The sequence below is a fragment of the Sinomonas atrocyanea genome (genome assembly GCF_001577305.1).
Classification (GTDB): domain Bacteria; phylum Actinomycetota; class Actinomycetes; order Actinomycetales; family Micrococcaceae; genus Sinomonas; species Sinomonas atrocyanea.
Genome location: NZ_CP014518.1, coordinates 724,242 through 748,709 on the forward strand (window position 1 = coordinate 724,242; position 24,468 = coordinate 748,709).

29 protein-coding genes and 1 pseudogene are annotated in these 24,468 nt (G+C 73.6%); 22 read left to right on the forward strand and 8 right to left on the reverse strand.

Going from position 1 to position 24,468, the window contains the following annotated elements; genetic code table 11:
• Positions 1 to 102: 102 nt before the first annotated feature.
• A complete protein-coding gene (locus SA2016_RS03445) occupies positions 103 to 1,218 on the reverse strand; it encodes a glycosyltransferase family 9 protein (RefSeq protein WP_084249270.1) in 1,116 nt (371 codons plus the stop codon).
• Between the two features lie 280 nt (positions 1,219 to 1,498).
• Here SA2016_RS03445 and SA2016_RS03450 point away from each other — a divergent pair, with 280 nt between their 5' ends.
• The 8 genes and pseudogenes from SA2016_RS03450 (at position 1,499) to SA2016_RS03485 (ending at position 7,342) form a co-directional block, all read left to right on the forward strand.
• Complete coding sequence (locus SA2016_RS03450; RefSeq protein ID WP_169803041.1) at positions 1,499 to 2,974, forward strand: aldehyde dehydrogenase family protein; 1,476 nt, start codon at positions 1,499 to 1,501, stop codon at positions 2,972 to 2,974.
• Between the two features lie 138 nt (positions 2,975 to 3,112).
• A pseudogene (locus SA2016_RS22600) lies at positions 3,113 to 3,691 on the forward strand (PfkB family carbohydrate kinase); the annotation flags it as partial.
• 104 nt (positions 3,692 to 3,795) lie between these two features.
• The gene (locus SA2016_RS22605) at positions 3,796 to 4,410 is read left to right on the forward strand and encodes an adenylyltransferase/cytidyltransferase family protein (protein ID WP_371326648.1); all 615 of its coding nucleotides are present in this window, start codon (positions 3,796 to 3,798) and stop codon (positions 4,408 to 4,410) included.
• The gene (locus SA2016_RS03465) at positions 4,407 to 5,297 is read left to right on the forward strand and encodes a glycosyltransferase family 2 protein (protein ID WP_066495289.1); all 891 of its coding nucleotides are present in this window, start codon (positions 4,407 to 4,409) and stop codon (positions 5,295 to 5,297) included. The genes SA2016_RS22605 and SA2016_RS03465 overlap by 4 nt, the downstream gene beginning before the upstream one ends.
• 72 nt (positions 5,298 to 5,369) lie before the next feature.
• On the forward strand, positions 5,370 to 5,639 hold the full coding sequence (locus tag SA2016_RS03470; RefSeq protein ID WP_066495292.1) for a DUF7218 family protein: 270 nt from the start codon (positions 5,370 to 5,372) through the stop codon (positions 5,637 to 5,639).
• A complete protein-coding gene (locus tag SA2016_RS03475) occupies positions 5,620 to 6,252 on the forward strand; it encodes a DUF6328 family protein (protein WP_174835355.1) in 633 nt (210 codons plus the stop codon). Before SA2016_RS03470 ends, SA2016_RS03475 begins: the two co-directional genes overlap by 20 nt.
• Positions 6,253 to 6,327: 75 nt before the next feature.
• Positions 6,328 to 6,828 (forward strand): universal stress protein, encoded by a 501-nt coding sequence (locus SA2016_RS03480; protein ID WP_066495294.1) that lies wholly within the window; start codon positions 6,328 to 6,330, stop codon positions 6,826 to 6,828.
• A 154-nt stretch (positions 6,829 to 6,982) separates the two neighbouring features.
• Positions 6,983 to 7,342 carry an SPW repeat protein gene (locus SA2016_RS03485; protein WP_066495297.1) on the forward strand — a complete coding sequence of 120 codons (360 nt, stop codon included), beginning with the start codon at positions 6,983 to 6,985 and terminating at the stop codon, positions 7,340 to 7,342.
• A 133-nt stretch (positions 7,343 to 7,475) separates the two neighbouring features.
• Here the strand turns inward: SA2016_RS03485 and SA2016_RS03490 are convergent, their stop codons facing one another.
• From SA2016_RS03490 to SA2016_RS03500, 3 genes are read right to left on the reverse strand one after another with little or no spacing between them, the layout of a single operon-like run.
• On the reverse strand, positions 7,476 to 7,916 hold the full coding sequence (locus SA2016_RS03490) for a hypothetical protein (protein WP_084249272.1): 441 nt from the start codon (positions 7,914 to 7,916) through the stop codon (positions 7,476 to 7,478).
• Entirely contained in the window at positions 7,909 to 8,871 is a 963-nt protein-coding gene (locus SA2016_RS03495) for a hypothetical protein (protein ID WP_066495306.1), read from the reverse strand. Before SA2016_RS03495 ends, SA2016_RS03490 begins: the two co-directional genes overlap by 8 nt.
• Positions 8,868 to 9,353, reverse strand: coding sequence for a hypothetical protein (locus tag SA2016_RS03500; protein ID WP_066495308.1), 486 nt, complete (start codon positions 9,351 to 9,353; stop codon positions 8,868 to 8,870). The genes SA2016_RS03495 and SA2016_RS03500 overlap by 4 nt, the downstream gene beginning before the upstream one ends.
• 119 nt (positions 9,354 to 9,472) lie before the next feature.
• Between SA2016_RS03500 and SA2016_RS21255 the strand changes: the two genes are divergently transcribed.
• Positions 9,473 to 10,300 carry a hypothetical protein gene (locus SA2016_RS21255; protein ID WP_141305448.1) on the forward strand — a complete coding sequence of 276 codons (828 nt, stop codon included), beginning with the start codon at positions 9,473 to 9,475 and terminating at the stop codon, positions 10,298 to 10,300.
• Positions 10,301 to 10,324: 24 nt separating this feature from the next.
• Here SA2016_RS21255 and SA2016_RS03510 read toward each other — a convergent pair whose 3' ends face one another.
• The 4 genes from SA2016_RS03510 to flgN are packed head-to-tail and all read right to left on the reverse strand — an operon-like array spanning position 10,325 to position 13,497.
• Positions 10,325 to 10,690 (reverse strand): flagellar assembly protein FliW, encoded by a 366-nt coding sequence (locus SA2016_RS03510; RefSeq protein WP_066495313.1) that lies wholly within the window; start codon positions 10,688 to 10,690, stop codon positions 10,325 to 10,327.
• Complete coding sequence (gene flgL, locus SA2016_RS03515; protein ID WP_066495315.1) at positions 10,687 to 11,571, reverse strand: flagellar hook-associated protein FlgL; 885 nt, start codon at positions 11,569 to 11,571, stop codon at positions 10,687 to 10,689. Before flgL ends, SA2016_RS03510 begins: the two co-directional genes overlap by 4 nt.
• 2 nt (positions 11,572 to 11,573) lie before the next feature.
• Positions 11,574 to 12,995, reverse strand: coding sequence for a flagellar hook-associated protein FlgK (flgK, locus tag SA2016_RS03520; protein ID WP_066495318.1), 1,422 nt, complete (start codon positions 12,993 to 12,995; stop codon positions 11,574 to 11,576).
• 16 nt (positions 12,996 to 13,011) lie between these two features.
• Positions 13,012 to 13,497 (reverse strand): flagellar export chaperone FlgN, encoded by a 486-nt coding sequence (gene flgN / locus SA2016_RS03525; RefSeq protein WP_066495321.1) that lies wholly within the window; start codon positions 13,495 to 13,497, stop codon positions 13,012 to 13,014.
• Between the two features lie 206 nt (positions 13,498 to 13,703).
• Here flgN and SA2016_RS03530 point away from each other — a divergent pair, with 206 nt between their 5' ends.
• The 13 genes from SA2016_RS03530 to SA2016_RS21260 all read left to right on the forward strand — a co-directional run bounded on the left by SA2016_RS03530 (position 13,704) and on the right by SA2016_RS21260 (position 24,335).
• Positions 13,704 to 14,567 carry a flagellin N-terminal helical domain-containing protein gene (locus tag SA2016_RS03530; protein ID WP_066495323.1) on the forward strand — a complete coding sequence of 288 codons (864 nt, stop codon included), beginning with the start codon at positions 13,704 to 13,706 and terminating at the stop codon, positions 14,565 to 14,567.
• 118 nt (positions 14,568 to 14,685) lie between these two features.
• A complete protein-coding gene (gene fliD / locus SA2016_RS03535; protein ID WP_066495324.1) occupies positions 14,686 to 16,095 on the forward strand; it encodes a flagellar filament capping protein FliD in 1,410 nt (469 codons plus the stop codon).
• Between the two features lie 22 nt (positions 16,096 to 16,117).
• A complete protein-coding gene (gene fliS, locus SA2016_RS03540) occupies positions 16,118 to 16,543 on the forward strand; it encodes a flagellar export chaperone FliS (protein ID WP_066495325.1) in 426 nt (141 codons plus the stop codon).
• The gene (locus tag SA2016_RS03545) at positions 16,536 to 16,934 is read left to right on the forward strand and encodes a hypothetical protein (RefSeq protein ID WP_066495327.1); all 399 of its coding nucleotides are present in this window, start codon (positions 16,536 to 16,538) and stop codon (positions 16,932 to 16,934) included. The genes fliS and SA2016_RS03545 overlap by 8 nt, the downstream gene beginning before the upstream one ends.
• A gap of 153 nt (positions 16,935 to 17,087) precedes the next feature.
• Complete coding sequence (locus SA2016_RS03550) at positions 17,088 to 17,429, forward strand: flagellar basal body rod protein FlgB (protein ID WP_066495330.1); 342 nt, start codon at positions 17,088 to 17,090, stop codon at positions 17,427 to 17,429.
• Positions 17,429 to 17,824 (forward strand): flagellar basal body rod protein FlgC, encoded by a 396-nt coding sequence (locus SA2016_RS03555; RefSeq protein WP_066495332.1) that lies wholly within the window; start codon positions 17,429 to 17,431, stop codon positions 17,822 to 17,824. Before SA2016_RS03550 ends, SA2016_RS03555 begins: the two co-directional genes overlap by 1 nt.
• Positions 17,821 to 18,150 carry a flagellar hook-basal body complex protein FliE gene (gene fliE, locus SA2016_RS03560; RefSeq protein ID WP_066495334.1) on the forward strand — a complete coding sequence of 110 codons (330 nt, stop codon included), beginning with the start codon at positions 17,821 to 17,823 and terminating at the stop codon, positions 18,148 to 18,150. Before SA2016_RS03555 ends, fliE begins: the two co-directional genes overlap by 4 nt.
• Complete coding sequence (fliF, locus tag SA2016_RS03565) at positions 18,150 to 19,757, forward strand: flagellar basal-body MS-ring/collar protein FliF (protein WP_066495336.1); 1,608 nt, start codon at positions 18,150 to 18,152, stop codon at positions 19,755 to 19,757. The genes fliE and fliF overlap by 1 nt, the downstream gene beginning before the upstream one ends.
• Positions 19,754 to 20,791, forward strand: coding sequence for a flagellar motor switch protein FliG (fliG, locus tag SA2016_RS03570; RefSeq protein WP_066495338.1), 1,038 nt, complete (start codon positions 19,754 to 19,756; stop codon positions 20,789 to 20,791). The genes fliF and fliG overlap by 4 nt, the downstream gene beginning before the upstream one ends.
• Positions 20,781 to 21,446, forward strand: coding sequence for a FliH/SctL family protein (locus SA2016_RS03575; RefSeq protein WP_084249274.1), 666 nt, complete (start codon positions 20,781 to 20,783; stop codon positions 21,444 to 21,446). Before fliG ends, SA2016_RS03575 begins: the two co-directional genes overlap by 11 nt.
• Positions 21,443 to 22,759 (forward strand): FliI/YscN family ATPase, encoded by a 1,317-nt coding sequence (locus SA2016_RS03580; protein ID WP_066495347.1) that lies wholly within the window; start codon positions 21,443 to 21,445, stop codon positions 22,757 to 22,759. The genes SA2016_RS03575 and SA2016_RS03580 overlap by 4 nt, the downstream gene beginning before the upstream one ends.
• Positions 22,756 to 23,205 carry a hypothetical protein gene (locus SA2016_RS03585; RefSeq protein WP_066495349.1) on the forward strand — a complete coding sequence of 150 codons (450 nt, stop codon included), beginning with the start codon at positions 22,756 to 22,758 and terminating at the stop codon, positions 23,203 to 23,205. Before SA2016_RS03580 ends, SA2016_RS03585 begins: the two co-directional genes overlap by 4 nt.
• Positions 23,202 to 24,335, forward strand: coding sequence for a C40 family peptidase (locus SA2016_RS21260; protein WP_141305449.1), 1,134 nt, complete (start codon positions 23,202 to 23,204; stop codon positions 24,333 to 24,335). The genes SA2016_RS03585 and SA2016_RS21260 overlap by 4 nt, the downstream gene beginning before the upstream one ends.
• Positions 24,336 to 24,468 lie beyond the last annotated feature (133 nt).

Sequence of the window (24,468 nt, forward strand, 5' to 3'; positions counted from 1 at the left end):
GTTGTGCGGCTGCGCGGGAAGGTCGCGGGCCGCGCCGGACGGGGTGCCGCGCGGGAAAGTCATGGTGGCGTGCGGGCCGGGGCAGAGGAGCGGGGTCCCGCCTTACCGTCCGGCGAGGAGGGCCCGGGCGTCGTCGAGCACGTCGTCGGCCTGCACGTCGGCGACCCACGGATCGGAGTGGTCGCAGGACCTGCCGAACGGGTCGGTGCCATCGGCCCCGCACACAGGGCACAGCTGGCGCCAGGAGATCTGGACGCGGTGCATCCTCCGCTGGCGCGGGCCGGCGTTGACCAGATTGGGCCCCCAGTAGACGGAGGCCGTTGGGGTCCCCAGCGCCTGAGCGAGATGCCGGGGACCGCTGTCGTTGGCGACCACGAGCCGCGCGGCATCGAGCAGCCCCACCAGCGCGTGCAGGTCGGTCTGCCCCGCCGCCGACCCGATCCGGTGCGCGGCGCTGGGAGCCGTCGCCACGGCGTCGTGCGCGATCCCCTCGGCGAGCTCGCGCTCGCCCGGATCGCCGACCACGAGGACTTGCCAGCCCTCCTCGGCGAGCGCCGCTGCCACATGGGCGAACCGATGGGCGGGCCAGCGCCGCCGCGGATCGGTCGCCCCGGGATGGACCACGACGAGGCCCCTCGCCTCGGTCTGCAGCCACGGGGCGGCAGCCTCGGCGTCGGCGGGGACGGCCGCCAGCCGCGGTTCGAGGCGGCTCGTCTCTGCCCCTGCCAGCGCGACGACCTCGAGCCAGCGGTCCACCTCCCGCTGGTAGTAGAGGTGTGTGAGCTGGCGTTCGAGCGGGTCCGCGTCAGGGGTGGAGCAGCCCACGGTGTGGGCGGCGCCCAGGGCGAGGACGAACGGGTTCGAGTTCTTGCCGCCGCCGTGCAGCTGGGCGGCGAGCCCGATCTGCTCGGCCTGCAGCGCCGAGACGAGCTCGCCCGTGCGCGGGTCGTCCCTCCACGTGTGCCCGGACGCGTCGGGCGCGTCGGGGAAGGTCGGCACGACGGCAACGCGGTCCCACGGGCCCGGCCGGTCCTCGAGCAGGGCCGCTAGCAGCGGCGTCGTGAGCAGGGTCAGGTGCGCCGGCCGGTAGGTCTGGGACAGCGCGTCGAGCGCGGGGAGGGCCGAGAGCAGATCGCCGATCCCGCCGCCGCGGAGCACCGCGATGCGGTCCACGTCGTCGAAGGGTCCGTCCTCACCGTGGGCGGCTCGCGCCATCATTCCTCCTTGGTCCTTGCCGGTTCTCCACCCGTCAGCGCCGGCCAGCGCCGGCCAGCGCCGGCCAGCATCGGTCCGCTGGTATCCGCCGGTCCGCCGGTCCGCCGGTCCGCCGGTCCGCGCGCCGCCGCAGACGGCACCGTGCGGATCCGCTACCCCCACCGCCGATGTGCAAACGCGCTCAGAGAAGTCCTCAGCACGCGCGAGAGAAGTCCCCGGAAGGGGCCGCTTGGGAGAGGGAGGCAGGGGTAGTAGGCCCAGAGAAGTCGCACAGGAGGTTGACATGAGCGCTGTCCTGCCGGGCAAGGCAGACTACGCGGGTGCGCCGCACCCATCAGGAACGGAGATGCCCCGACCGGAATCCGCCGGAATGGGCGTAGCAGGAGAGGCCGCCGCCCCCGGAACGGACACCGAGGCAGGGACCCTCGCAGCGCCGGACGCCCAGCGGGTCGAGAGCGCACTCCAGGCGGCGCGCCGGGCCTCAGCGCTGTGGCGACGCACGCCGCAGGCTGAGCGCTCAGCGGCGCTGCGCGAGATTGCAGCAGCCGTGGAGTCCGCCGCGCACGAGCTCGCCGACCTGAACTCCCAGGAGACCGGCCGTCTGTTCGACGACGCGCTCGAGGGCGTGCGCTCGGGAGCCGAGGCCCTCCGCCGGTTCGCGGAGCTGGGCCTGCTGCGGTCAGGTCCGAGCCTCGCCGGGGCGTTCTCCGGACTCGACTTCACGGTCTTCGAACCCCGCGGAGTCGTGCTGGGGCTGACGTCCTGGGACGACCCCGTCGCCGTGTCCTGCGCGATCGTCGGGGCGTCCCTCGCCGCGGGCAACGCCGTGCTCCTCAAGCCGAGCGGCCGCTGCCCCGCACTGGGCCGGCGCCTCGGCCGGCTCTTCGCCTCCGCGGTCCCCGGCGGGGTGATCGGCACCGTCACGGGCAGCGGCGCCGTGGGCGCGGCCCTCGCCGAGGACGGACGCGTCGACGCGATCGTCCACCTCGGGTCCTCCGAGGTGGCCGACAGCCTCGCTCACCTCGCCCGCGGGACAGATGCCCACCTGGTCCGCGGCCGCCCGGGAAACGGTGTGTTCCTCGTGGACCGGGAGGTGGATCCCGGCTGGGCCGCGGCGTGCGCGGCCGAGGCGGCCTTCCGGCATGCAGGCCAGCTGCGCTCCGCCGCGAGCCGGATCTATGTGCTCGAGGACATCGCCGAAGACTTCCTCACGGCCTTCGCCGGCCAGGCGCGGCAATGGGGCGACGACGAGCGGGTCGGCCCACTCGTTGACGCCTCGGCACGGGAAGACGTCCACCGCGCGGTGACCCGCGCCGTGGATCGCGGCGCCCGCCGGATCGCCGGTGGCACCATCCCGGACGGCCCCGGGTCCTACTACCCGCCGACCATCCTCGCCGGCCCCGCCGCCGCCCTCGAATGCTTCACGCGAGAGGTGCGCGGTCCGGTGGCCGCCGTCGTCCCGGTGGGAAGCTTCGGCGAGGCAATTGCCGAGGCCGCCCACTGCCCCTGCGGTGCCTCCGCAACCGTGCTGACCCGGGACATCGCGCACGCCCAGATCGCCGCTGCCGAGCTGCCGGTCGGGACTGTCGTGGTGAACGGGGTGGCGCAGGGGGCCACGGGGACCGACGCGCCGGGCCTGCCGCAGACCGGCAGCCCGGTCGGGTTCGGCCCACGCCTGCTCGACGAGCTGAGCCGTCCCAAGGTGATCCACCTCGAGCCGCCCGTCGTCTCCCGCCCGGGCCCGGGGCTGGTGATCTGAGTGGACGCCGAGGAGATCCTTGCCGCCCTTCAGCGCCGCCGTCCCAGGATCCTCGTGCTCGGGGATGTGCTCCTGGACCGCTGGTGCGAGGGCGGGGCCGAACGGCTCTGCCGCGAGGGCCCGGTCCCGGTGCTGGACGTGGCCCGCGTTGTCGACGCGCCGGGAGGGGCGGGCAACACCGCGATGAACCTCGCCGCGCTCGGTGCCGACGTGGTGCTCGCGGGGGTGGCGGGCGACGACGGACCCGGCGCCTCGCTCACCGCGTGCCTGGACCGTGCGGGAATCAGCACCCGGGACACGCTCGTGCAGCGCGCTGGGCATTCCACGTCGGTGAAGTCCCGCATGCTGGCGGGCGGCCAGCTGCTCCTCAGGGTGGACTCGTGCCGCCCCGCAGAGCCGGACGAGGCCCGGGAGGTGTCGGACCGTGCCCTTGCCGCGCTGGCCGGGGCGGACGCGGTCGTGGTGTGCGACTACGGCCTCGGCGCACTCGCGGCGCTGGACCGCGCCGCCGTCCGCAGCGGGGCCCACGCCCTCGTGGTGGACGCCCGGCGCTTCCACGAGTGGGCGAGCCTGCGGGCCGACGTTGCGACCCCCAACGCCCAGGAGGCGGCCGACCTCCTCGGCGAGCCCACGCCGCACGGGGACCGCCGTGCCTGGGCGGAGGGGCACGCGCGCGAGCTCGGTTCCGCGACCGGCGCCGAGCACACGCTCGTGACCTTGGACCGTGACGGGACGGTGCTCCTCGGGCCACCCGGCACTGTGCACGCCACCGCAGCCCGCCCCGCCCCGAGCAGAACGCGGTGGGCGCCGGGGACACCTTCGTGGCGGGACTCGCGTACGCGCTCGCGCTGGGACTGCCCGTCGAGGCGGCCGCGGACGTCGGGCAGGCGGCCGCGGACGTCGTCGTCGGCCTTCCGGGGACGAGCACCTGCACCGGGGAGCGACTGGCGGCCGCGCTCCGCGGGGAGCCGGCGCGCCGCGTCAGCACTCTGGCTGCGGCGCGCGAGGCTGCGGCCGCCGCCCGGGCAGCGGGCCAGACGGTGGTCCTCACCAATGGCGTGTTCGACGGGCTGCACCGCGGCCATACCGCGTTCCTCGAGGACGCCGCACGGATGGGCGGCCTCCTCGTGGTCGGGGTGAACTCGGACCAGTCGGCGCACCGCCTCCACGGGACGCCGCCGTCTACCACAGAGGACGACCGTGCAGCCGTGGTTGCGGCCCTCGCGTCCGTGGACCACGCCCTCGTCTTCGACTCCGAAACGGCGGTGCCGCTCATCGAGGCCCTCGCCCCCGACGTGTACGTCAAGGGCGGCGACTACCTTCCGGGCATGCTGGCCGAGGCCGGCGCCGTGGAGGCCGTCGGCGGACGCCTCGAGACGCTGGGCTGGACCGAGCGTGCGGACCGCCGCCCGATCGACACCAGGGTGGACCGGTGAACCGCGGGCCCGAGGACTGGGCAGCGCCACGTCCACCCGGCGAGCCGCTCCTCGAGATCCTCATCCCCACCTGCAACCGTCCGACCGAGCTCGCCACCACCTTGGCCGGGCTCGCCGGGCAGGACGCGGACGACTTCGGCGTCGTCGTGAGCGACCAGAGCGACGGACCGGCGGGCTGGGAGTACGAGGGGCCCGCCGCGATGCTGCGGCTGCTCGAGGCGCAGGGCCGCGCGGTGCGCACGCTCCGGCACCACCCCCGCAGGGGCCTGGCCGAGCATCGCCAGTTCCTCCTCGAGGCCTCCTCCGCGCCGCGCGTGCTCTTCCTGGACGACGACGTGTGGCTCGCCCCGGGCGCTGTCCGCACCCTGGGAGAGGCGCTCGCAACCCTCGGGTGCGGATTCGTGGGGATGGCCGTCCAGGGCCTGTCCTACCTCGACGACCCGCGCCCCGACGAGGTCGGGGCATTCTCGGTGTGGGACGGGCCGGTGCAGCCCGAACGTATGGACCGCCAGGCTCCCGGGTTCGAACGCTGGCGGCTGCACAACGCGGCGAACCTGGCCCATCTCGCAGCCGATCTCCGCCGCACCGGCCGGCTGCGCGCGGGGGAGTGGCTCCCGTACCGCATCGCCTGGGTCGGGGGATGCGTGCTCTACCGGAGGGAGGCCCTCGAGGAATGCGGCGCCTTCGCGTTCTGGCGTGACCTTCCGCCGGCCCACGCCGGCGAGGACGTCGTGGCGCAGTGGCGCGTCATGGAGCGCTACGGCGGTGCAGGCATCATCCCGTCCCAGGCCGTGCACCTTGAGAGCCCCACGACGGTCACGGAGCGCTCGGTCGAGGCGTCCGTCGTCCTGGCGGGAGACGCGCGCCGCGGTCCCGACGAGGTGTGAACACCCTGTCGGACGGGAAAGAAGACCTCAACCGGGCCGGAAGGCGCGGCCCGCGATGGAAGGAGAACCGCCATGCCGGCGAAGAAGACGCCTCCGAGCATCAAGGATCCACAGATGTACGAGGAGCTGCGCGACGAGGGAGCCTCGAAGCAGAAGGCCGCCCGGATCTCCAATGCCGCCGCGAAGGAAGGCCGCGGGAAGGTGGGGCACCGCGGGGGCAAGGCCGGCGACTACGAGGATCGCACCGTGGGCGAGCTGCGGGACCGCGCGAAGGAGCTCGGCCTGAAGGGGTACTCCTCCCTGCGCAAGAGTGAGCTCATCGATGCCCTCCGGAACCACTGAGCGGGCCACCGAACGCAAGTCCCAGCGGCACCTGCTCTACCACCGGCGCGAGACCTACGCGGAGAAGCTGGACCGGAACTGGGCCGAGATCCTGCAGGAGCTGCGCATCCTGCAGACGGGCCTTCAGCTCATCGCGGGCTTCCTCATGACGCTGCCGTTCCAGGCCCGCTTCACCACGCTGGACGAGTACGCCCGCACGCTGTACCTCGTCCTCGTGGTGATCGCTGCCATAGCCCTCCTCGTCGTGCTCACGCCGTTGAGCGTGCACCGGTGGCTCTTCCGCAAGCAGGTCAAGGACCGCCTCGTGGCGAGCGGGGCGTGGGCAGCCAAGGTGGCCCTCGGGCTGGCCGCCCTGCTCATCATGGGCACCTCGTCGCTGATCTTCGATGTGGTGCTGGGACGGTGGCAGTCCCTCGTGGCGGGCGGCGTCCTGTGCCTGCTGTGCATCATGATGTTCCTCGCCGTGCCGGCCGCGATCTCGCGCTTCCCGGAGCCGACCAAGCTGCCCGAGACGGAGGTTGCGGACCGGGAGCGGGACGCCGAACAGGGCCACGGCACGCACGAGGCGCACGAGCCGCGCGACGACGGGGCCGACGGCAGCCCGGCGGAGTGAGGCCGGGAGCGGCGGCACCTGCATGCGGGCCCAAGTTCCCTAGTTCGCCCCGCCCCGCGGACCTAGGCTCTGGCCATGAGCGAAGCACAGGTTCCTGCCCCCGTCCAAGGGATCGTCGTCGGCGTCGACGGTTCGCCTCTCTCGATCGAGGCGCTCAAGTGGGCCGCGCGGCTCGAGCCGACGGTGGGCGGTCCGATCACCGCGATGGCCGCATGGCACATTCCCGCCAGCAGCGCCGGGTACGTCTCCTACCCGGGCATCGACTGGAATCCCGAGGAGGACGCGGCGACGCTGCTGCAGTCCGCCCTCAAGGAGGCCTACGGGGACCAGCAGCCGGAGGGGCTGAGGGCGCTCACAGTCGAGGGGCGCCCGGCGCAGGTCCTCGTCCGCGCCAGCCGGGATGCCACCATGCTCGTGGTCGGTTCCCGCGGACTCGGCGGGTTCATGGGCATGCTCCTCGGCTCGGTGAGCCGGGCCGTGGCGGAGCACGCCTCGTGCCCTGTCATGGTGCTGCATGCCCAGGGCGACGAGCAGGCGGGCGAGTCTCTCGACGCGCAGGAGCTGACCCGCAGCTAGGAGGGACTTCCGCCCTTTACAGCCTGCGTTCTCCGGCGTGTACTGGAAGTGGCCAGCGCCTCTCGCGCCGGCGCGGATGCACCGACCAGCCCGAGCACTGACCGCCGTTCCCCGGGGGTACCGGGGGTATGGAAAGTTGGGAGGAGTGCAACCCATGAACAAGTGGACGCGCTGGGAGGACTACGTCGCGATCGTATGCGGCCTCTACGCGGCGCTTGCAGTGATGTGGACGGCGCAGACCGCGTTGTCGACCTCGCTCATGCTCGTGTTCGGCATCCTGCTGATCGCCTCGGGCGTCCTCAACCTGTCGCTGCCCGGCACACCGTGGCTCGAATATGTGCAGTGCGCCTTCGGCGTCCTGCTGTTCGTGTCCCCGTGGATGGGCGCGTACACGGATCACACGGGAGCGTCCTGGACCTCGTGGATCGCCGGCATCATCGCCGCTGGAGTGACAGCTGCGGCCTTCAAACCGGCCAACGACGCCAGGCACCACCGCGTGATGCCCTCGCACTGAGCGAGTCATCCCCGACACTGGCCGCGGCCCCCGCAGGGGCCGCGGCCCTTTCACATCCTGCGCTTTCGCGCCCGGCGCCTCTCACCTCCTTGACGGCGGCGCTCACATCCTTGAGGCCGGCGCCTGCCGGCTTTCAGTCCTGGTCGTGGGACTGGCGGTTGAGGGTCTGGTCGATGATGTCGCGGATCTCGAGGAGCGTCTCGGGGGAGAGGTCGCTCGTGAGGGCACGTGCGGCGAAGTTCTTGACCTCGGCCTCCTTGAGCGTGCGGAGCAGCTCGAGCTGGGCCGTGACGCGCGAGGGCACCTCGGCGTCGGCCTCGGTCAGGAAGGACACGGGGACGCCGAAGAAGTCCGCGAGGGCTTCGAGGAGGGGCGTGTCCGTGGTCATGGGGCCGGTGCCGGCGCGCATGTAGTGCCACCGCTGGCGGGAGATGTGGACGCCCCGCGCCTCCATGGCCGCCTTGATCTCCGGGAACGTGTAGCGGCTGCCGCCCTCGGCAGCCACGACGTCGAGGAGCGTGTTGAGGCGTTCCGCCAAGACTTCCTGTGGCTCCGGCGGGAGATTCTCAGGCATAGAAGGCTTCCTCCGATTTCTTGACGAGTCTCGATTCCGATGATGTCAGGAGCGAGCCGCCGGCGGCGAGTTCGCTGTCCATGATTTCGACGAGGGCGCGGTGCAGGCGCGACCGGGGATCCCTGCTGACGACGCCGCTGAGCGGGGCCGTGAGGGCGTCCATCACGAGGTTGGCGTCCGCCGCGCGCCGCCAGACCCGGTCCAGTCGGAGCAGACAGTAGCGTTCGTACACCTGCCAGGCATCGGCCCACCGCGTCAGCGACGGGAGCGCGAGCCCCAGTGGCAGGAGCACGCCGGCGCAGCCGGCGAACCACTCGAAGGACGCCTCGAGCGTGGGCCCGGCGTCGAGGCCCACCGAGGTGAGGTCCCCGGCCTCCCGCAGCACGTTGGCCGCCATGCCGGCGATCGCGGAGCCGCATCCCACGGCCACCGTGGTGAACCCGATTCTGAACAGGCCCGAGGCCATCTGCGGCACGTAGCGGAGGCACACGAGCGCGATCTGGACGGCGGCGAAGATGACGTAGATGGAGAGGGTCGTGGTGAACACGAACACCCCGACGTCCACCTGGGCCTCGGGGACCGCAGGGAGTCCGCGCAGCGGGACCGCGCCGACGAGGGCCGCGCAGGTGTAGGCGGAGCAGTATGCCGTCATGGCCGCGGCCGTCTGCAGGAGACCGCGCTGGAGCACCGGGCCCTGGTCCGCAGGAAGCACGACGGCGCGGACGATCGCCGCGCGCACGAGTCCGAGCGCGAGCATGATGAGGGAGCCGACCGTGGGCACTGCCGCGCCGCCGCCGAAGACGGCGCTGCTCACCGCGGGCGCCATGAGCACCGCGGCCGCGGCCCCGGCGAGGGCCGCGCAGAAGACGAGGTCCCCCCGCTTGCGCAGGAACGGCCCGAGCCGGGTGAGGACGAGGATCCAGAGGGCCGCGGTCGCGGCCGCGAGCGGGGTCATCCGAACACGCCCCGGAAGTTGAGGGGCTCGTCCCGGCGGGCGCGCCGGCCGCGGGCGATGGCCCCGGCGAACAGGTCGGCCAGCGACTCCGCGACGATCTCCGGCTCCGACTGCCGCCGGCAGCGGGCCAGGACACGGGACACGATGCTGCGGTCCAGGTCCGGCAGCAGGGAGGCGACGTGGCGGTCTTCGCCGACCAGGAGGTCGTGCTGGAGCACCATGTGGGCCAGCTCGTGGAGGATGATCTGCTCGCGGTGCAGCTCGGACCCGGTCTTGGCATGGAGCACCAGCTCGGCCGCGGGCAGCGAGAGCCACAGGCCGGAGATCTTGTCTGCACCGAGATGGTCGACCGCGCGCACCACGATCTTCCGGCCGCGATGCTCTTCGATACGCTCCGCGAGCGAGTCGAGCGTGAGATGGTCGGGCGCCCCGAGCGCCTCGAACGCGGCGGCCGCCTGCCGCCGGAGAACACCTGTGTCCATGACACAACCCCCTTAGTCCCCCGTGGTCCCGCCAGCACCAGTGGCACCAGCACCACTCGACACAGTGTAAGGTCTGCGTGGGGGCCGGATGAACGGCCGCGCGACATCAAGGCTGAAAAATGAAGAAGTTGATGTGGCAGCTGCCGGCAGTGGTCGGGGGGACAGCTGTTCTGACATTCTGCGGCGTCAGCACCCTGCAGGCGGCGATGAACGGTCCGCTCCAGCAGTACGGTGCCACCGTCCAGTCGGCGCGGGCCATCGCATCGGCCGCCGCGCTCCGTGCCGTACCCGCCTCCCCCTCGTCGGCGCGCGCCGCGAACGCTGCCGGCAGCGTCGACGCCGCCGCGATGCCGCCCATCGACCCCTGCATCCATGCCCTCTGCGGCGCCCGCTCCGCCGTCGTGCTCACCCCGGCGGCGACGGCCCCGGCGGCCGCAGCCCAGAGCGGCAGCCAAGCCGGCGACGCCGCAGGCGCCGACGGCGACGCCCATGACGCGGGGACGGACGCCGCGTCCGGTCAGGGCCCCGACTCCCCGGGCGGCCAGCCTCTCGCGGCGGGGAAGGGCCAGGACAGCGCAGGCTCGAACGGCGATGACACGAAGGGCGGCGGCCGGGACGGCGCAGCGCCCAGCGGCCGCGGCCAGGACGGTGCGGCGGCAGCCGACGCGAGCGGCCAGGGCAGCGGAATCGGCCAAGGCAGCGGGAACGGCCAGGACCGTGCGAACGGCCGTGGCTGGGACCTAGGCAACGGCAACGCGTCTGCCGCCGGAGCGCTCACGAGCACGCTCGACCGGATCCTCGGGCTGACGGACCCCTACGGGATCTCGATCCCCGGGGGCCAGCGGAGCGGGAACGCGCCGGCCAAGGGGAACGGCCCGGGCAGCCAGAGCGGCGGCCGGAGCCAGGGCAAGGCCAACGGCCAGGGCGGCCGGGGACACCAGGACTAGCCCGGACCGGCAGAAAAGGCGGGCCTACTGCGCGCCGAGTCCGGCCCGCACGGGCCAGCCCTCGAGCACGGCCTGGACGGCCCGGCCGTCCACCTCGTTGACCAGCACCGGGGCCGCGAGGTTGACCGTCGTCGCGCCGCCGGCGGGCGTCGCCACGACGAGGATCCGCGGGCGGTCCTGCTCGCCGAGTCCGATCCGGGCGGTCTGCGCCGCGATGTCGGGGGAGTAGCCAGGCACGTACACCGCGGCGTCGAGGACGAAGAGCCGGATCGCGGGATCCCCCGGCGGGCAGAGGCTGAAGAGCCCGGGGGCGCCGTCGACCGCCTCGAGCAGATAATCCGTGTGGGGGGCGAGGCCGGGGAGGGGCTCCGCGAAGGCGAGCGCGCTCACCGGAGGAAGTCCGTCAGGCTCGGCTGGAGCACCTTGGCGGTCACCGCGAGGGCGGCCTGGTAGGCGGTCTGCTGCAGCTGGAGGTCCAGCACTGCCTTGCCGAGGTCCATGTCCTCGATGCCGCTGCGGCGCGCCTCGAGCGAGGTGGCGGCGTCGGCGGTGGCCTGGCCGGCGCGGGCGAGCTCGGAGAGCCGGCCGCCCACGTCGGAGCGGGCGGCGGCGACCGCGCTCATCCCGGCGTCGAGGGCGGTGAGGCGCGACGTCGGGTCGGCGCCAGAGCGGAGATCGGCGGCGATGCTGTCCAGGACCGCGAAGACGGAGCCGGGCCCGGTTCCGAACGCGGCGCCGCCGTCGGCGTCCACGCGGACGGTCTGGTCGGGTCCGATCCGGCGCTGCACGGTGCCTCCCTGGGTGCCGTTGAAGGTGGGCGGGGTCCCGTCCGTGAACGCGCTCGCGGCGTCCGAGGTCCCGGCGAAGACGCTGCGGCCCATGTACTGCGTGTTGGCGGTGGCCAGCAGGTCCCGCCGGAGGGAGTCTATCTGGGTCGCGAGGGCGTTGCGGCCGTCCTGGTTCAGCGAGCCGTTGCCGCCCTGGATGGCGGCGTCCCTCACCTGCCGGAGCAGACCGGTGGCGGAGCCGAGGGCCGAGTCGAGGGTGTTGAGCCAGGCGGTGCCATCGTCGATGTTCCGCTGGTACTGCGCGCCCGCGGCGAGCCGTGCCCGTACCCGCAGCGCCTCGCCCGTGCCCACCGGGTCGTCGGAGGGGCGGGTGATGCGGGTGCCGGAGGACGCGGTGGCCTGGGCCGCCGCGAGCCTCGCCTGCCGGGCGCCGAGGGCGCGCTGGGCCGCGAGGGTCATGGTCTGGTCGGTCACGCGGAGCATGGCTAGAGTCCTACCGTTCCGGTGTGGTTGATGAGGGTGTCGAGGGCCTGGTCGACCGCCGTCAGGACGCGGGCCGCAGCCTGGTACGCGTGCTGCGCCGCGAGGAGGTTCACGTTCTCCTCGTCGAGGCTGACCGAGGCGCTCGAGGCCTGGGCCTGCTTCGCGTTCGCCGCGGCGGTGTCCGTGAGGTCGCCCTCCTCCTGGGCGGCGCGGGACGCCGAGCCGGTGGCCGTGACGAACGCGGCCCAGCTCGCGTCCGGTGATCCCGGGGCGAGGCCGAGCTGGGCGATCGCGTCCGCGGTCGAGCCGTCGAGGGCACCCGCCCCGGCGGCGCCGGAGGCGATCCCCGCGGCGCCGCTCGGCACCACCGAGAGTCCCTGCGCGGCGGGCAGCGAGGTGGAGAGGGCGAAGAAGTTCCCGCCCGCGGCCCCGGTGGGGGTCTGCCCCGCGCTGTGGAGGGCGTTGACCGAGGAGGCCAGGGACGCCGCGACCGTGTTGTACTGGGCGGCTGCCTCAGCGATCGCCCCGCCGTTCCCGCCGTTCGCCGGGGCGAGGACGGAGAGCGCCCCGGCGATCGACCCGCCGTCGAGCCCCACCGTCTGCCCGGGCCTGTCCGCCCAGACGAGGGTGGGGGCGCCCGAGGCCACGTCCGTCATCGTGCTCGCCCCCGCGAGCTGCACCGCGCGGGCGGAGTCGCCGCTCACGAGCGCGTTGCCGCCGAGATACACCGTGGCGGTGCCGTCGGCCTCCTCGCGCACCGTGCCGCCGGCGAGGGAGGCAATGGTCTCGGTGAGCCTCGAGCGGGCGTCGATGAGCTCGTTCGCCGAGCCGCCCGCGCCCAGCGTCGAGCGGATGCTCTTGTTCAGGGCCGCGACCTGGGCGGCGGCGTCGTTGAGCGAGGCGACCATCGACTGGGCGTCCGAGCGGGTGGCGGTCCACTGCGCGTCGAGCGCGCCGTAGCCGGCGGAGAGCGTCGAGGCCACCTGGGTGCCGGCCTGGATCAGGGCGCTCGCCGGTGCCGGCGCGCCGGGCTGGTTGGCGACGTCCTGCCACGCCGACCAGAACGACTGGAGCCGCGCGGAGAGGCCGTCGGTGCCGGGCTCGTTCAGGGTCGTCTCGATCTGCTGGTAGGCGGACGAGCGCTGCGCCGTGTACCCGGCCGTGGCCGCGGTGGTGCGGGCCGAGGCGTCCAGCAGGGCATTGCCGAGGCGGGCGATCCGGTCCACCGAGACTCCTTGGCCCACCTGCGGCCCGGTCGCTGCAAGGCCCATCGCCGCGGGCGCCGCCACGGCGGACTGCTCGATGCGCTGGCGGGTGTAGCCGTCGGTGCCGGCGTTGGAGATGTTGTGGCCGGCGAGGTCCATGGCCTGCTGCGCGGCGGAGAGCCCGCGGTAGGCGGTGTTGAGGGCGCCGAAGGTGCTCACGGGGATCCTTTTCCGCTCAGAGTTCCTGGTCGAACAGGCGCGCGCTGCCCTGGGCAGCCGAGCGTCCGTGGGCGTCGTAGAGGGTTGCGGCGGAGGCCTCGGTCTCCGCGAGGGTCTCCTGCGTGGACCGTGCGGCGGCGCGGAGGAACTGGGCGTTCGCGTCGCGCAGCTGCCGGATCAGCGCCGCCTGGTCCGTCATCGCCTTGAGGTGGGCCGAGAGGATGTCCGCCCACGCGGCGTCCGGCGCGCTGGCGGCGAGGTCGCGGAGCGTCGCCTCCTCGGCCAGGCCCCAGTCGCGGGCGACGGCGGCGGCCGTCACCGCGCGCTCGAGCCCCACCGCCTGGAGGCGCTCGAGGACGTGCTCGACCTCGCGGGTCGCGTGCGAGAGCCACCGCGTCTTGCCCGCGGTCAGCAGCAGTTGCTCTTCCTCGAGCTTGAACGTCAGCAGGTCCAGCAGCTCGCGTTCACGCCAGAGCTGGGCCGACAGGTCGTGGATCGCCATTCCTTGGCCAACTCCTCATCCATGAGGCAACAGTGCCGGGTGCGTACGGCGCACGCGCGCCGTGTATCTGTACCTGTCGGCAGGGCGGCCGGAATCTTTAGGCGAACTCCCAGCTAACGCATTCGTGCAGGCCGCCGATAGGTGCGGTTGAGGGTCCACGGACGGACCCGGAGCAGTACACATCACCAGTCACGGAGGAACCCACGATGGCACTGACCGTCAACACCAACCTTTCGGCCATGCAGGCCTACCAGAACCTCAACAAGACCTCCATCGAGATGGCCAGCTCGATGGCCAAGCTCTCCAGCGGTCTCCGCATCAACACCGCCGCCGACGACGCCGCGGGCCTCTCGATCTCCGAGGGCCTCAAGTCCCAGGTCAACGGCTTCGGCATGGCCGCCCGCAACGCCCAGGACGGCATCAACGTCGTCCAGACCGCGGACGGCGCGCTCGGCGAGGTCCACTCGATCCTGCAGCGCATGCGCGACCTCGCGGTCCAGGCGGGCAACGACTCGAACAACACTGCGTCGCGCACGGCGATCAAGACCGAGGGCGATGCGCTCGGCCAGGAGCTCGACCGCATTACGAACTCCACCAACTTCAACGGCATCAAGCTTCTGGACGGCTCCGCGAGCGGCGCCACGGCACTGAGCTTCCAGATCGGCGCCGACGGCTCGGCGAACAGCCAGATCAAGGTGGACTTCGGCAACCTCACCACGAGCCTGACGGCAGGCGCCAACAGCTTCTCCGGCACCACCGGCGCGAGCGCCTTCCTCGTGGACACCGCGACGAACGCGGCCACCACGGTCACCAACCTGGACACGGCGATCGCCGCGGTCTCGGCGCAGCGCTCCAGCCTCGGCGCTTCCCAGAACCGGCTGAGCCACGCGATGAACATCGCCAACGTCTCGGCGCAGAACCTCGCCGCGGCCCAGTCGCACATCACGGACACCGACATGGCGTCCGAGATGGTCAACTACACGAAGGACTCGATCCTCTCGCAGGCCGGCACGGCGATGCTCGCCCAGGCCAACCAGTCCGGCCAGGGCGTCCTCAAGCTCCTCGGCTGATCAGTGCACTAGCGCCGGCGGCGCGGCCAGGCCCTCCACGGCCTGGCCGCCCTCGGCGTCCCACCCCTGACGCGGCGCGGCATCGTCCGGCACCGCGCCGGACCGAAGGAGCACCACCATGGGAGTCTCGGTCAACGGACTCGGCAGCGGACTGGACATCACGTCCATCATCACGTCGCTCATGAACGTCGAGGCCCTGCCCCAGCAGCAGCTCAAGCAGGCCCAGTCGGACGAGCAGAGCATGATCACGGCCCTCCAGGGCCTCAACACCAAGGCCTCCGCGCTCAGCGACCTCGCCACCAAGATCTCGGCGCCCGGGGCGACCAACCTCTTCACTGCGACGACGGACAACACGGCCGTGACCGCGACGGCCGGGACCACGGCCACCGCCGGCACGTTCAGCCTCACGGTCAACCAGCTCGCGCAGACCCAGGTCGACGTCACCGCTGCGATGACCTCGTGGCCTACCGACTCGACGGGAGCGCCCTCGGCGCTGACCCTCGTCGACTCGACCGGGAAGCAGACCCAGATCACCCCCGCGAGCACCTCGCTCGATGATGTGGTCACGGCCATCAACGCCTCCGGCGGCCCCGCCAAGGCCCTCAAGGTCGCGGCTGGCACGGACGCGAGCGGCAACCCGCTCTACCGGCTCCAGCTCACGGCAACCCAGTCCGGCGCCGCGGGCGCGTTCACGGCGTACCAGGGCACGTCCGCCGACGTGAGCGCCGGCACGGCCACCGACCTCATGTCACAGCCCGGGGCCGCCGTCGTCACCACCGCGCAGGACGCGAAGGCGACCCTCTACGCGGGCACCGCCGCGCAGCAGACCATCACCTCATCCACCAACACGTTCACCAACCTCCTCCCGGGCGTGAATGTCACCGCCTCCGCGGGGGCCGTGGGGAGCAGCGTGACGGTCACGGTGGCGAGCGATTCGGCGGGCATCTCGAAGCAGGCCAGCGACCTCGTCGCCTCCGTCAACGACCTGCTCGGCACCATCGCGAGCAACTCGGCCGTCACGACGACCAGCACCTCCTCCGGCACCTCTTCAGCCAGCGGCGGCCTCTTCACCGGCGACTCGAGCGTGCGGGGCGTAGGGGACTCGGTCACCGACGCGCTCTACCTGCCGACCTCCAACGGGCAGTCGCCGTCGCAGATCGGGATCGTGATCCAGCGCGACGGGACCTTCACCTTCGATTCCGCGAAGTTCTCCGCCGCGCTCGCCGCGGACCCTTCCGGCACCCAGGCCGCCCTCTCGGAGATCGCCGGCCGCGTCGCCACCGCCGCGAAGAACGCCTCGGACCCCGTGACCGGCTCGATCACCTCGCTCATCCAGGGGCACCAGAGCACCGTGAGCGACCTCGGCACCCAGATCAGCGACTGGGACCTGAGGCTGGCCGACCGCAGGGCATCCCTCACCGCGGTCTACAACGCGATGGACACCGCGCTCGGCACGCTCAAGTCCCAGCAGACGTGGCTCACGAGCCAGATCGCCGGGCTCCCCACCTACAGCCCGACGTCGAAGTGAGTCCGAGGAAAGGACACCATCCGTGAGAAGCGCAGCCTTCGCCCGCCAGCAGTACACCCGGGACGCCGTGCTGTCCGCGAGCCCGGCCCGGCTCCTGACCATGCTCTACGACCGGCTCCTGCTGGACCTGCGCCGCGCCGAGCTGGCCCAGGGGTCCACGGACTGGCAGGCGGCCAGCGACCACCTCCTGCACGCGCAGGACATCATCGCCGAGCTCACCGCCACGCTCAGGCCCGGCGTGTGGGACGGCGCGGACGGCCTGCGCGCCATCTACGAGTACGTGCGCGTGGCCCTCGTCAACGCGAACATCCACCGTGACCCAGCGCGGACCCGCGAGGCGATCGCCCTGCTCGAGCCGCTCCAGCGGTCCTGGCACGCCGCGGCCGGCGTGGTCGCCGAGGAGGACTCCACTGGCGTCGACGCGACCCGGGGCTACGCCGTTGGCTGAGGCCGCCGCTCGCCCCGACGCCTGGGAGCCGGTGCTCTCGGCACTCGAAGCGGACCTCGCCGCCTCCGAGCGGCTGCTCGGCGGGCCACCCGTGGGCGGGCCTCCCGTGGGCGGGCCTCCCGTGGGCGGGCCTCCCGCCGGCGGGCACGACGCCGGCCGCCCGGCCCGCGCGGGGCTCCCACCTGCCGTCGTGCGCTGGGCCCCGCCTCCGGGCCTCGGACCGCTGCCCGAGCCCCTCGCGGCGCGCGCCCGCGCCCTCGAGGCCGCCCAGCGCGACCTCGCCGCCCGGCTCGCCGCGGCGCGCTCGAACGCGGCCGGCCACCTCGCCGCGCTGCGCGCCGTCCCCTCGGCCCGCCAGGGCGCCCCGGTGTACCTCGACGTCACGGGCTGACCGGCACCACGGGCTGACCCGGCAGCACCGGCGGCACCGACATCACCGGCTAACGCCCCGGCACCCCCTGCCGATAGTCCCCAGCGAGCACGGATTGCTCGCAGACCAGGCCACGGATCGGCCTCCCTCACGTTTCCTTGTGGCAGGAGAACTGTGCTCGAATCCGTGACGTCCGCCGCGCTCACCAGCGCCCTCGACGGACTCTCGCAGCGCCAGCGCGCCATCGCGGACAACATCGCCAACGTCAACACCCCGGGCTACCACGCCCAGCGCGTGTCCTTCGAGACCGCGCTCGCCGCCTCCGTGCAGGCCGGGGACGGGCGCGCGTCCGCGACCACCTCCATCTCCGCGGAGCCGACCCGCACGGACGGGAACAACGTCAACCTCGACACGGAGACCCTCTCCAACGTCGACACCGTGCTGCGCTACCAGTTCGCCTCGCAGGCGATCAACGCGCAGTTCACCGGGGTCCGCACAGCGATGAGGACGGCCTGATGACCTTCGACGCGATCGGGATCGCCGGCACCGCCCTCACGGTCCACCGCAAGTGGCTCGATGCCATCTCGGACAACCTCGCCAACGTCAACGACGCCTCCCCGACGAGCGGGCCGGCGTTCCAGGCCAGGTTCATCGAGGCGCAGGCCGGCCCGGGCACCTCCGGCGTGTACGTCAAGAGCACCCCGCAGGGGAGCGCGGCCGGGCGCATGGTGTACGAGCCCTCCAACCCCGTCGCCGACGCGCAGGGCTACGTGCGCTACCCGGACATCGACCTCAACGAGCAGATGGGCTCGCTCATCATGGCCCAGCGCGGCTACCAGGCCAACGCCCAGGTCGTGGACCGGGCCCGCACCATGTACGAGTCCGCGCTGCAGATCGGCAAGTCATCATGAGCATCGCACCCATCGGACCGGTCTCCCCGCTGCAGGGCGTCCAGGGCCTCGACGGAGTCACCGGCAGCACCGGCGTCACCGGAACCGCGGGGGGCACGACGGCGGGCGGCGGCTTCGCGGCGAGCCTCGCCGGCGCCGTGGACAACCTGCAGCAGCTCCAGTCCACCTCCAACCAGCTCTCCGTCCAGGCCGTGACCGGGAACCTGGATGACATCCACAACGCGACCATCGCCGCGACCCGGGCCCAGGTCACCCTCGAGCTCGCGGCCACCGTGCGCAACAAGGGCGTGGACGCGTTCAACGAGATCATGAGGATGCAGGGCTGATGCCGCCGTTCCTCCTGGCCGCGGGCAGGCGCCTCGCGGCCACCGTCAGGGGCTTCACGACCGGGCAGCGGACCCTCGCCGTCATCGGCATTGCCGTCCTGGCCCTGGGCACCGTGGCGCTCGTCTCGTGGCTCACCCGGCCCACCTACGCTCCGCTGTTCACCGGCCTGCAGAGCTCGGACGCGAGCGCCGTGGTGGCCCAGCTCGGCAAGGACAACGTGCCGTACCAGCTCGCGGACGGCGGGGCGACCGTGCTCGTGCCGCAGGAGAAGGTCTACGACGAGCGCCTCAAGGCCGCCTCCGCGGGCCTCCCGGCCGCGCCCGCCACGGGCTACTCGCTCCTGGACAAGATGGGCGTGACCTCCTCCGAGTTCCAGCAGGACGTCACCTACAAGCGGGCCATCGAGGGGGAGCTGGGCACCACGATCTCGCACCTCGACGGGGTCAAGACCGCCACGGTGCAGCTGGCCCTGCCGCAGAAGACGGTCTTCACGTCCCAGCAGGTCGACCCCACGGCGTCCGTGTTCGTCGAGACCGTGCCCGGGCAGACCCTCTCGGCGGACAAGGTCGAGGCGATCGTGCACCTGACCTCCGCGGCCGTGCCGAGCCTCAAGGCCGCCAACGTCTCCGTTGTGGACGCCCAGGGCAACGTGCTCTCCGCCGTCGGCGCCGGCCTGAGCGCCAACGGGGCCAAGCAGGCCGCCGACTACCAGCAGCGCACGCAGGCCGCCGTCCAGGCGGTGCTCGACCGCGTGCTCGGCCCCGGCAACGCGACCGTGGCGGTGGTTCCCGAGGTGGACCAGCAGTCCGCGCAGCAGAAGTCGGAGACGTACGCGAGCGCCTCGGCAGCCCCGCTGAGCCAGTCCACCACCACGGAGAAGTACAGCGGCACCGGCGCCTCGGGCGCCTCCGGGGTGCTCGGACCGGACAACATCGCCGTGCCCTCGGGCGCGGCCGGCGGCAACGGGACCTACGACTCGACCAAGGACACCCGGGACAACGCCGTGAACAAGGTCACCGAGGACCGCACCATCCCCGCCGGGGCGCTCAAGCGCCAGTCCGTCTCGGTCGCCGTCAACTCCACGGCAGCCGGCGGGGTGAACATCCAGAACCTCAACGCGCTCGTCTCCGCCGCCGCCGGGATCGACACGACCCGCGGGGACGTCCTCTCGATGCAGGTGGTGCCGTTCAGCACCGCCGCCGCGGACCAGGCCAAGGCCGCGCTCGCGCAGCAGCAGGCCGACGAGGCCGCCAGGCTCCAGGGCCAGCTGCTGACCACCATGATCTGGGCCGGGGTGGCCCTGCTGGCGCTCATCGTCACGGCCGTGCTGCTGTGGATGCGCCGGCGCCGCATGGCTACCCGCGAGCCCATGGAGCTCGGCGGCGACATCCTCCTCGACGAGCTCCCCGTCCCCGTGGCCATCGAACCCTCGGTCACCACGGCCCTCCCTGCGGTGGAGCCGCTCGTCCCCGCGCTGCCCGACCCGGCCGAGGAGGTGCTCGACGCCGAGCGGCGCCGGGCCCAAGTGGACCGGCTGGGTGCCACCGAGCCGCAGAAGACCGCCGAGTACCTGCGCGGGCTCATGGACGAGAGGCAGGCCGTATGACGCCCGCGCTGGCAGCGCCCGGAGAGCTCCGGCTCACCGGGACGCAGAAGGTCGCGATCGTGCTCATGCAGATGAGCCCCGAGTCCGCCGCGAAGGTCATGGCCCACTTCACCGAGGCGGAGGCGGAGGACATCGCGGCCGAGATCGTCCGGCTCAGCCGCGTGGCCCCGGCCGTCTCCGACGAGGTCATCGCCGAGTTCCACGAGATCGCGGTCTCGGGGCGGCGCATGGCGCGCGGGGGCCGGGACTTCGCCGTCGGCCTCCTCGAGTCCTCCTTCGGCCCCGACCGGGCGGCGGGGGTCATGGACCGGCTCGCCTCGACCATGGCCGGGAAGTCGTTCGAGTTCCTCGACACCGTGGACCCCGCGCAGCTGCTGACCCTCCTCGACGGCGAGCTGCCCGAGACGATCGCCCTCGTGCTCGCCCACCTGCGCCCCGAGCAGGCCTCCCAGGTGGTCGCCGGGCTCGGCGCGGCGCAGGCCACGGACGTGGCGCATGCCCTGGCCACGATGGGCTCGGCGACCCCGGAGGCCGTGAGCGTCGTGGCCGAGAGCCTGCGCGCCCGCACGGGCACGGCCCTCGCCCCGGGGCAGCGGCAGGCCGAGGTCATGGGCGGCGTCCAGCCGCTCGTGGACATCATCAACCGCTCCGACGTGGCCACCGAGCGCACGGTCCTGGACGGGCTCGCCGAGCGGGACCCCGAGCTGGCCGAGGAGGTCCGCTCGAAGATGCTCACCTTCGCGGACATCGTCAAGCTCGAGCGCAAGGACATCCAGCTCATCCTCCGCGGGGTCGACGCCGGCCTGCTCGCCCGGGCCATGAAGGGCGCCACCCAGCCGGTGCTGGACGCCATCACGGGCAACGTCTCCGACCGCAACCGGGACATCCTCACCTCCGAGATCGCTGCCCTCGGGCCGGTGCGGGCCTCCGAGGTGGAGGAAGCGCGCGCCGAGATCGTGCGCTCGATCCGCGAACTCGAGGCCACCGGGGCCATCACGATGCGCCGCGGCGAGGAGGACGACCTTGTCTACTGACACCGTGACCGACGCGCTGCTGCCCAGTGCGCATGTCCTCGGGGCGCCGGTGCGCCCCGTCGTCTTCCCGGACCTGGACCCCGCCGGAGAGTCCGAGGGCTACGCCCGCGGCCACGCGGCGGGGTACGCCGCCGGACTGCGCCGGGCCGCCGCCGAGGCCGCCGCGCGCCAGGAGCAGCGCCGGGCCGAGCACGCGGCCGCGCTCGCCGCCCTTCGCGCCCGGGCCGAGGCCGCCGTGGCCGTCCTCGCCGCGGCCGCCCGCGCCCTCGAGGCCCGCACCGCCCCCGTCCTCGCCGAGGCCGAGTCCCAGATCGCCGCCGCGGCGCTCGCGGTCGCGGAGGCTGCGATCGGCCGGGAACTGGGCGACGCCCCCGGCGGCGCCCGGGCCGCCCTCGCCCGCGCCCTGTCCGCACCGGACGCCGCCGCCGTCCTCGCCGTCCGCCTCCACCCGGCGGACCTCGCCCTCCTCGGCGAGGCCGCGGGCTCTGTCCCTGCCAGCGTGTCCCTCGAGCCGGACCCGTCCCTGGCCCGCGGGGATGCCGTGGCCGTCTACCCCGACGGCGAGCTCGACGCCCGGATCGGCACCGCCCTCGCCCGCGCCGCAGCGGCCCTCACGGGCTCCGACGACCTGGCGAGAGCTGAGGCCCGGCCATGAGCCTCCTGCAGGGCCTCCCCGCCGCCGTCGCGGCCGCGGCCCCCGAGCGCGTCGGCACCGTGACCGCCGTCCGCGGCCTGGGACTTGAGGTCGCCGGGCTGGGCTGCGCGGTCGGGGACCTCGTCGAGATCACGGGCGACGCCGGCCTGGTCACCGGCGCGCAGGTGGTCGCCTCCGCGCGGGGCACCCTGACCTGCATGCCGCTCGGTCCCCTCAGCGGCCTCCGCGTGGGCCATCCCGTGCGCGCGCGCCGCGGCGGTTCCCTCGTCCCCACCGGCCCGGCGCTGCTGGGCCGCGTCCTCGACGGCCTCGGCCGCCCGATCGACGGGCGCGGCCCCCTCGCCGGCCCGCGGGTCGCTGACGAGGGCAGCGTCCCCTCCGCCCTCGAGCGGGCCCGGATCGACACGCCCCTGCAGACCGGGGTCCGCGCCCTGGACACGCTCGCCACGGTGGGCCGCGGCCAGCGCCTCGGCCTGTTCGCCGGGTCCGGCGTGGGCAAGTCCTCGCTCCTGTCCATGGTGGCCCGCGGCACCGAGGCCGAGGTCTCCGTGATCGCGCTCGTGGGGGAGCGCGGCCGCGAGGCGCGCGAGTTCCTCGAAGACGACCTCGGCCCCGAGGGCCTGGCGCGCTCGGTCGTGGTGGTCGCCACGAGTGACGAGCCGGCCCTCATGCGGCTGCGGGCGGCCTCGACGGCCACGCGCATCGCCGAGTCGTTCCGCGAGCAGGGGGCCCATGCCCTGCTCATGATGGACTCCCTCACCCGCGTGGCGATGGCCCAGCGCGAGATCGGCCTCTCCGCCGGCGAGCCGCCCGCCACGCGCGGCTACCCGCCGTCGGCCTTCGCCCTCCTCGCCCGCCTCCTCGAGCGGGCCGGGACCGCCCGCACCGGGTCGGTGACCGGCATCTACACGGTGCTCGTGGACGGCGACGACCACAACGAGCCCGTGGCTGACGCTGCCCGCTCGATCCTCGACGGGCACGTGGTGCTCGAGCGCAAGCTCGCCGTCATGGGCCACTTCCCGCCCATCGACGTCCTCGGCTCGGTCTCCCGCGTCGCGGCCAAGGTCAACCCGCCCGAGCGCACGGCCTGGGCCGCGGCCCTGCGCCGGGTGCTCGCGGCCCGCACCGCCGCCCAGGACCTCATCGACGTGGGCGCCTACCAGCGCGGCGGCAACCCCCTCGTCGACGCCGCCCTCGACCACGCAGGGGAGATCGACGCGTTCCTGCGCCAGGGCCTCGACGAGCGCACCGCGTCCAAGGACGCGTGGGCCCGGCTCTCCCGACTCGCCACGACCCTCGGAGGTCCCCGATGACGGCACCCTTCCCCCTCGCCGGACTGCTCAGGCTGCGCCGGCTCGAGCAGGACCAGGCCGCCGGCCACCTCGGCGCCGCGAACTCCCGCCTGGCCGCTCTCGCCGCGCGCGAGGGCCGGGCCGTCGCGGAGGCCGAGCGCATCCCGTCCGACGCCGAGACCTCGGCCGCGCTGCTGGCCGTCGCCGCCGCCCGGGCCTCCTCGATGAGCATGCTCACCGAGCTGCGCGGCCTCGCCGCCACGGCCGAGGCCGAGCGTGCCGAGGCCGAGCGCGAGTTCGGCGCCGCGCGCGCCCGCACCGTGGGGCTGGAGAAGCTCGAGGCGCGCCACGCGGCCGCCGCCGCAGCCTCGGCGCTCGCCGCCGAGCAGGTGGTCCTCGACGAGCTCGGGTCCGCCGCCCGGCTCCGCGGCGCCCACGAGCCTGGACCCGGAGGCACGGACGCATGAGCATCACCGAGGCCATGGGCCGGGTGGCCCAGATCCAGACCACCATCGCGGGATTCGACCCGACGGGGGCCGCACGGACGGCGTCGTCCGCCCCCTCGAGCGCCCAGGGTGGCGCCAGCGCGGCGGCCACGCCCCAGACCGGCGCGGCCTTCGCCCAGACCCTCGCCGGCTTCCTCGCCCCCGCCTCCTCGGACACTGCCCCGATCTCCGCCGCTGACGCAGGCGGCCCCCTCGCCGCCGCCGGGAGCGCCGGCGGCGTCACGGGGGACCAGGTCGCGGCCGCGGCGCAGAGGTACGTGGGCGTGCCGTACGTGTGGGGCGGCACGGACCCGGCCCGGGGCATGGACTGCTCCGGATTCGTCCAGCGCGTCTACCAGGACCTCGGCATCTCCCTGCCGCGTGTGGTGCACGACCAGATGACCCAGGGCACGCCCGTCGCCTCCCTCGCCGACGCCAGGCCGGGCGACCTCCTCATCGACTTCGGCGGCGAGCACGTGGCCATCTACCTCGGCAACGGCAAGGCCATCGACGCGCCCGAGCCGGGCAAGACCATCCAGGTCCGCGACGCGTGGGAGAAGTACACGGGCCTCACGGCCATCCGGCGGATCGTCCCGGACAGCGGCGCCGCGGGCGCGGCCGGTCCGGCCGGCGTGGCTGGAGGATCCGCGCCTTCGGGCGTGGCCGGCCTCGACGCGTCCCAGCTCGGCTACGCCCGCACGATCGTGGGCGAGGTCCGGGCCCGGGGCCTGCCTCCCCAGGCCGCCGTCAACGCGATCTCCACCGCCCTGCAGGAGTCCTCGCTCAGGATGTACTGGAACCCCAAGGTCGCCGGGTCGCAGGCGCTCGCCCCCGACCCCTCCGCCGTGGGCGCCGACGGCTACTCCGTGGGCCTGTTCCAGCAGCAGGTCAACGGCGCGCAGTTCTCGTGGGGCAGCGTCGCGGACGCCATGGACCCGCGGGCCTCGACCCGGATGTTCCTGGACCGCCTCACCGCGATTCCCGGGTGGCAGGGCATGTCCGTCACCGCCGCGGACCAGGCGGTGCAGCGCTCCGCCTACCCCGAGGCCTACGCCAGGTGGGAACCCGCGGCCCGCGCGGTCGTCGCCGCGCTGTATCCCGGAGCCGCCTGATGGCCCCGCTCATGTCCGGGACATCCGCCGTCCCCATGGCCGCGGCGTCCGTGCGGCCGCCGCAGCGGCCCGGGACGGCCTCCGACGGAGGGCCGGGGCAGTTCGCCGCAGCGCTCGCCGACGTCCAGAGGCC